This is a genomic window from Pacificibacter sp. (assembly GCF_039769035.1).
In the GTDB taxonomy this organism is placed as follows: Bacteria; Pseudomonadota; Alphaproteobacteria; order Rhodobacterales; family Rhodobacteraceae; genus Celeribacter.
Genome location: NZ_JBDMZG010000094.1, coordinates 1 through 5589, shown reverse-complemented (window position 1 = coordinate 5589; position 5589 = coordinate 1). Strand labels below are relative to the sequence as shown.

The following is a 5589-nucleotide window of genomic DNA, read 5'->3' as shown; positions in this document are numbered from 1 at the left end:
TTTTTGGTTTTGCACAGGGTTTTGATGAAGGCCTTGGCCTCATCCGCAGACGCGCAAGGCCCGCCAGAGACCGCGTATTTTGATCCACGATCCGATATGATGCCCTCAAAGGTCTGCATGTCAGCGTTGTAAACAACGCCGCCATGTTTGACCATATCGGATGACGGGGCGCGCGGGGCTTGGATTACTTGCGGCGCAGGACGTCTTTGAATTCGGACCCGTTGCGGCAAAAGCTTGGAGGAGTGTCGAGGCCGTTTGAAGCCGCGTCCATCATTTCGCGGCATTTGGTCGGATCGGAACAGCCCATGCAGCGGATAACGCGGGAGCGGACGTTGTCGGGGTGCAGATGTCCTTGCAGGGTCTCTTCGATCAGGTCGATGTCAAGTTTGTCCGCCATGTCGTTGACGAGTTTTGCGTGGCGATCAATACGATCAAATATCATGGGTCATTCCTTTTGCGCTGTGCGAGCTTTTGAGCTGCTGTTTGGATGACCCTAACCAGTGCGCGCGGTTTTCGATTTGATCGAAATCAAACGGGACGCCATGGTGTTTGGCGGCGCGTTTAGCGTTTGCCGCTTTGCACCGCGCGAATGTAGTTCAGATTTTGCGTGTTCAAACAGTAGTCCGGTGCATGATCTTGCGGGCCTTGGTGTTCGACCATCCACAAGATACAGGCGTCGTGTTGTGTGCACTGCCCGCAGCGCTCAACCATGTGGCCAAGTTCGGGGCGATCAATCACGCCGCTGGCCGCCGCCTGTTCGACATTCACGCCAAGATGATCTGCCATGCCATGCATCAAGCAGGTGTCGCCGTGGGTTGACCGCTGGGCAGGTGTGATAGGCGTTTGGCGGGCGTCAATGTCGGTCATGTGCTGTCCTTTGGCAAAGCGTGGCAGTTAGATCGAGGATCTTTTGCCAGCTTTACGAAGTCGCAGCTTTGACACGGATCAATGCGGGTGCGCATTTAAGGGGTGTTTCGCCTTCTCCGTCTATGTGAGGCCAGCAGACGGCATCAAACGGTAGCGGGTCTTAGCGACCGCCGCGCAGTTGTTCCATCGTGCTGTACACGATATCGACGCGTTTGCTGTTGGGCGGATGTGACCCGAACAGACGGTTGCCCGGATCGGGAATGCGCGTGAAATACTGAGCGCCAAGGATCGGGTCGTAGCCTGCGCGATAGGCGATGACGGTGCCCAATTCGTCGGCCTCAAGCTCATAGGTTTTGGAATAGCCACTCACGCCGACCCGAGCGCCAATGTTCTGCGCCGCTTCAATCCCAGAGGCATCGGCACCGATAACTGTTGCCAAGACCCCGCCCAAAACGCCTGCGACAGTTGCGTTTTCGCGGGTTTTACGCAGATGCCCGCGAATGTGGTGGGCCGCTTCATGGCCCAAGACAAATGCCAATTCATCGGCGTTGTTCATGTCTTTCAGCAGTGTTTCGGTAAAGGTCAAAACAGGGCGACCGTTGGGGTCCAGCGACTGATAGGCATTGGCGGGCGCTTTGGGGTTGGTGTCGACCACAATCTTGAAGTCACAGTTCAGGCCTTGGGTCCGTTTGCGACATTCGGCTTCGGCCACAGGTTCCACACGGCGCACGACGCTTGCCACTGTGATTTCGGCACCACGTTTGGGGGCTGGCGTCACCTGTGCAACAGGTGCAACAGTTGGCGCGCTTGTCGGGGTTGAGACCTCCAAACAGGCGCTTAAGAATGTCAGGGCAACCACGCCAACAAATGCGCGCAGTGCGGGTTTCGCAAGGGGGTACTGCAAGACAGACCTCAAAAGTGACCAAAAGCATGTATAGGCACGCCGAAGATTGGCGCAACTTTACGCAGGTTCATCAAATGATACCAGCCTCACCTTACGTATTGTTTTGAAACGGCTTAAATTGGCCGAAAGCGCGGCAAATTGCTTGCATATGCAGGCGGGCCCGCTAGCATCTAAGTATGTTTACAATCGAACACGAATTTGACGCCACGGTCATCACTTTGGTGGATGATGGCGAAGCGCCGCTGCAAGAAGACGTTGTGGTCTCAGCGTTTTCCGAATGCATCACAGTCGAACAATACGACGCCCGCACGCGGACGACGCAACGCATTTCATTTTCCATGGCACAACTGCGCGATTTGGGCGCGGCTTTGGATTTGCCCGAAGGGGTTTATATCGTCTCGCCAGGCAAAACGTGATTGGGGCCGGCGTGGGATCTGTCTCGGGGGACATATCGCAAACAGGTGGTTGATCAGGTCACAGACCCGCGATCCTAAACTGCTTGTCGCGGCTGATCGCCCCGCGCAGCAAAGTGACGTTTGATTTGGCAACGCCCAGCGCCTTGGCCAGCAGTTTTGCAACCTCTTTGGTCGCTTTGCCATCTTCGGGCACGCAGGTCACATAGACACGCACAACGCCGTCTTGCACCTTCACCACATTGCGCGAGGCCTTTGGCGTGACGCGCACCGACAAAGTGTCACCCTCACAGGCCGCAATCAAGTCGTCGCGCAAAATGGCTTTGTCATTTGGTCGTGCGCTGGTCATGTTAGCCTCGTCCACACGTTCATTCAAAACGCAGTTGATTAATCGCGCCAGAACCCCGACATAGCTGATAAGTTCGTTCAAAAGAAAGCCATAAGCAATGCCCGCACGCAACCAAGCCGCCGTTGATTTCCTTCTCTCACGCCGGTCCCGTCCTGCCAAAACACTCATTGGCCCCGTGCCCGACCACGACACCCTGCGCACGCTTTTGACAGCTGCCGCGCGCACGCCTGATCATGGCAAATTGGAGCCATGGCGGTTTGTGGTGTTGGAAAAAGCGGCTTTGACCCGTTTGTCTGAACTGGTGCGAGACCTCGGGGCGGCGCGCGATCTTGATGAGATGCAATTGACCAAAGCGGTCAATCAATATGCCACCGCTGAACTGGCCGTTGCCGTGATTTGCAGCCCGAAGCCTTCTGAAAAGGTGCCAGAAATCGAACAAGTCTATTCCGCAGGGGCGGCCTGTTTGGCGCTGCTCAACGTTGCTTTGGCCTCTGGTTGGGGCGCGAACTGGTTGTCTGGCTGGGCCTCGCATGATCCCGTCTTTCGCGATCAAGGTCTTGGCCTTGCGCCCCATGAAACTATTGCTGGCTTTATTCACATCGGCACCGAAAAAATGGCCCCGCCTGAGCGCCCGCGCCCAGACCTTGATGCCATCACGACTTGGGTTTCCGAGTAATGTTTGACGACTTTTTCAAAGCCATCGGCCAATTGAGCGACAAACGGTTTCAGTCTGTTTTGCTCAAAGGCATCGGCCTGTCGCTTGGCTTGCTGATCGCGGTCTATGTGGTCTTTGTTTGGGTCCTAGGGCTGTTTTTGCCCGACACAGTCACCCTGCCCCTGATTGGCGACATCAGCCTCGGCGTTGTGCTCTCTGTCGGGTCGTTCTTTGTGATGCTTGGCTTGTCGGTCTTCCTCATGGTGCCCGTGGCCTCGGCCTTTACGGGCTTCTTTTTGGACGAGGTCTCCGAAGCTGTTGAAGACAAACACTATCCCCACCTGCCCCCCGCGCCGCGTCAAAAATGGGGCGACATGTTGCGCGACACTTTCGGGTTTTTGGGTGTGTTGATTGTGGCCAATATCGTGGCCTTGCTGCTGTACTTGGTGCTCAGCATCGGCGCGCCGTTCATCTTTTGGGCGCTCAACGGGTTCTTATTGGGGCGCGAGTATTTTCAAATGGTCGCCATGCGCCGATTGGGCCGCGCAGGCGCAAAAGCCGCACGCGCGCGCCACGCGCCGAAGATCTGGCTCGCCGGTGCTTTGATGGCCGTACCGCTGTCCATTCCCTTGGTGAACTTGTTGATCCCAGTGCTGGGTGCGGCGACCTTTACGCATATGTTTATGCGTCTTGAAGGCGCGCGATTGTAGCGCGCGCCGCAAAGAACAGCGCTTAGCTGTCACCAACGGCGGGTAGGCTCTTGGTCCAGTCCAAGTCCTGCCACGAGACGGCCCCTGAAAAGATCACGTACACCAAAACGCCCCAAATCACGAAAGACACCAAGGTGACGATAAGTGCCTTGCGGCGTGGACGGTAGTTGGACGGCGCGCCCGCGTGCGTGCCCTCAACAATATCGTCATCATCACCCTGCGTGCGCAACCCGATGGGCAAAGCCACAAACATCACCATAAACCAAGTGACAGCATACAAGACAATGGCCGAGATAATTGACATGGAATGTCATCCTTTCAGGTGAGCGGTCTAAACCTGCTCAAGTTCGATTAAACAGCCGTTGAAATCCTTGGGGTGCAAGAACAACACTGGCTTGCCATGAGCGCCAATTTTCGGCTCACCCGTTCCCAGAACACGCGCGCCATCGGCCAGCAATTTGTCACGCGCGACCAGAATATCATCCACCTCGTAACAGATGTGGTGAATCCCGCCGCTCGGGTTCTTGTCCAGATAGCCCGTGATGGGAGAGTTGTCACCCAAGGGATAAAGCAATTCGATCTTTGTGTTCGGCAATTCAATAAAAACAACCGTCACACCATGATCTGGCTCGTCTTGTGGCGGATTGACCTTGGCCCCCAAAGTGCCTGCGTATTGCGCGGCGGCCGCCTCAAGATCTGGCACCGCTATTGCGACATGGTTTAAACGTCCAATCATCGTCTTCTCTCCCGTGCTTTTGCCGCAGTTATGACCCGTCAAAGCCCCCGCCCGCAAGCGGCGGTTCGACGCAGGACAGCGCCCAATTTCGGCTAGATCGCGATAGGCGTTGCGATACTCTTTCCATGCGCGCCCCAAGGTTAACACGGTGTTCACCATCTTTGGTTTTAACTTATGCGACACAAATTCGTGGAGAGTTCATCATGGCCAATGACCTTGAAAGCCTTTTGCCAACGCAAATGCCAACACGCGACCGCCCTTTGCTGGGCTCAACCGTTTTGGTCGTCGAAGACAGCCGCTTTGCCTCTGAGGCTTTGCGCTTGCTGTGCTTGCGCTCTGGCGCGCGTATTCGACGCGCGGACACTTTGGAACATGCGCGCAAACATCTGCGTGTTTTCCGCCCCAATGTGGTGATCATCGATCTGGGTCTGCCGGACGGGTCTGGCGCTGAATTGATCGAAGAACTGTCCAAAGCCTCGCCGCGCACAGACGTAATTTTGGGCATGTCGGGGGACACGGGCACAGAAAACCTTGCCTTGGACGCTGGCGCAGACGGGTTTATTGCCAAACCCATCGCCAATCTCGGCGAATTTCAACAGATTGTGCTGTCTGCGATGCCCAAAACCGCGCAACCGAAAGGAATGCGCTCGGTGTCGGACGAAGTTATCCGCCCCGATTTGCTGGCACTTCAGGACGACTTTGTGCACATCGCGGATCTTATGACGCTCAACCACGATGAGGACATGTTGGATTATATTGCGCAGTTTTTGGCGAGCATCGCGCGCTCAGCTGGCGATACAGAATTGATCGATGCGGCCACATCCCTTGCGGGGCACCGTAAACAGGGCGCGCCCCTTGGGTCCGACATCGCGCGCATCACCGGATTGGTTCAAAAACGCATCGACCAAAAACGCGCCATCTAAGCGCAAGCTGATGCAGCGCCTTCGGCGTTGGA

Annotated in this window: 10 protein-coding genes and 1 pseudogene; 4 read left to right on the top strand and 7 right to left on the bottom strand. The window is 56.1% G+C overall.

Going from position 1 to position 5589, the window contains the following annotated elements:
- The 4 genes and pseudogenes from ABF287_RS08850 to ABF287_RS08835 form a co-directional block, all read right to left on the bottom strand.
- Positions 1-119: pseudogene (locus tag ABF287_RS08850) on the bottom strand (YigZ family protein); the annotation flags it as partial.
- A gap of 65 nt (positions 120-184) precedes the next feature.
- Entirely contained in the window at positions 185-442 is a 258-nt protein-coding gene (locus ABF287_RS08845) for a DUF6455 family protein (protein ID WP_347184646.1), read from the bottom strand.
- Positions 443-561: 119 nt separating this feature from the next.
- Positions 562-867: a DUF6455 family protein gene (locus ABF287_RS08840; protein WP_347184645.1), complete on the bottom strand. Its 306-nt coding sequence runs from the start codon at positions 865-867 to the stop codon at positions 562-564.
- Between the two features lie 160 nt (positions 868-1027).
- On the bottom strand, positions 1028-1771 hold the full coding sequence (locus ABF287_RS08835) for a M48 family metalloprotease (protein WP_347184644.1): 744 nt from the start codon (positions 1769-1771) through the stop codon (positions 1028-1030).
- A 176-nt stretch (positions 1772-1947) separates the two neighbouring features.
- Between ABF287_RS08835 and ABF287_RS08830 the strand changes: the two genes are divergently transcribed.
- Entirely contained in the window at positions 1948-2187 is a 240-nt protein-coding gene (locus tag ABF287_RS08830; RefSeq protein ID WP_347184643.1) for a hypothetical protein, read from the top strand.
- Positions 2188-2245: 58 nt separating this feature from the next.
- Here the strand turns inward: ABF287_RS08830 and ABF287_RS08825 are convergent, their stop codons facing one another.
- The gene (locus tag ABF287_RS08825; RefSeq protein WP_347184648.1) at positions 2246-2533 is read right to left on the bottom strand and encodes a DUF167 domain-containing protein; all 288 of its coding nucleotides are present in this window, start codon (positions 2531-2533) and stop codon (positions 2246-2248) included.
- A 97-nt stretch (positions 2534-2630) separates the two neighbouring features.
- Between ABF287_RS08825 and ABF287_RS08820 the strand changes: the two genes are divergently transcribed.
- Positions 2631-3209: a nitroreductase gene (locus tag ABF287_RS08820; RefSeq protein WP_347184642.1), complete on the top strand. Its 579-nt coding sequence runs from the start codon at positions 2631-2633 to the stop codon at positions 3207-3209.
- Positions 3209-3898, top strand: coding sequence for an EI24 domain-containing protein (locus ABF287_RS08815; protein ID WP_347184641.1), 690 nt, complete (start codon positions 3209-3211; stop codon positions 3896-3898). The genes ABF287_RS08820 and ABF287_RS08815 overlap by 1 nt, the downstream gene beginning before the upstream one ends.
- Positions 3899-3920: 22 nt before the next feature.
- Here ABF287_RS08815 and ABF287_RS08810 read toward each other — a convergent pair whose 3' ends face one another.
- Together ABF287_RS08810 and mce are read right to left on the bottom strand one after the other, a co-directional pair.
- Positions 3921-4202: a DUF1467 family protein gene (locus tag ABF287_RS08810; RefSeq protein WP_347184640.1), complete on the bottom strand. Its 282-nt coding sequence runs from the start codon at positions 4200-4202 to the stop codon at positions 3921-3923.
- A gap of 27 nt (positions 4203-4229) precedes the next feature.
- On the bottom strand, positions 4230-4634 hold the full coding sequence (gene mce / locus ABF287_RS08805; RefSeq protein ID WP_347184647.1) for a methylmalonyl-CoA epimerase: 405 nt from the start codon (positions 4632-4634) through the stop codon (positions 4230-4232).
- 203 nt (positions 4635-4837) lie between these two features.
- Here mce and ABF287_RS08800 point away from each other — a divergent pair, with 203 nt between their 5' ends.
- Positions 4838-5557, top strand: coding sequence for a response regulator (locus tag ABF287_RS08800; protein WP_347184639.1), 720 nt, complete (start codon positions 4838-4840; stop codon positions 5555-5557).
- Positions 5558-5589 lie beyond the last annotated feature (32 nt).

Coding starts and splice junctions, on each gene's coding strand:
- ABF287_RS08815 (WP_347184641.1), top strand. CDS start 3,209: ATGTTTGACGACTTTTTCAAAGCCATCGGCCAATTGAGCGACAAACGG.
- ABF287_RS08845 (WP_347184646.1), bottom strand. CDS start 442: ATGATATTTGATCGTATTGATCGCCACGCAAAACTCGTCAACGACATG.
- ABF287_RS08810 (WP_347184640.1), bottom strand. CDS start 4,202: ATGTCAATTATCTCGGCCATTGTCTTGTATGCTGTCACTTGGTTTATG.
- ABF287_RS08830 (WP_347184643.1), top strand. CDS start 1,948: ATGTTTACAATCGAACACGAATTTGACGCCACGGTCATCACTTTGGTG.
- ABF287_RS08825 (WP_347184648.1), bottom strand. CDS start 2,533: ATGACCAGCGCACGACCAAATGACAAAGCCATTTTGCGCGACGACTTG.
- ABF287_RS08840 (WP_347184645.1), bottom strand. CDS start 867: ATGACCGACATTGACGCCCGCCAAACGCCTATCACACCTGCCCAGCGG.
- ABF287_RS08820 (WP_347184642.1), top strand. CDS start 2,631: ATGCCCGCACGCAACCAAGCCGCCGTTGATTTCCTTCTCTCACGCCGG.
- mce (WP_347184647.1), bottom strand. CDS start 4,634: ATGATTGGACGTTTAAACCATGTCGCAATAGCGGTGCCAGATCTTGAG.
- ABF287_RS08800 (WP_347184639.1), top strand. CDS start 4,838: ATGGCCAATGACCTTGAAAGCCTTTTGCCAACGCAAATGCCAACACGC.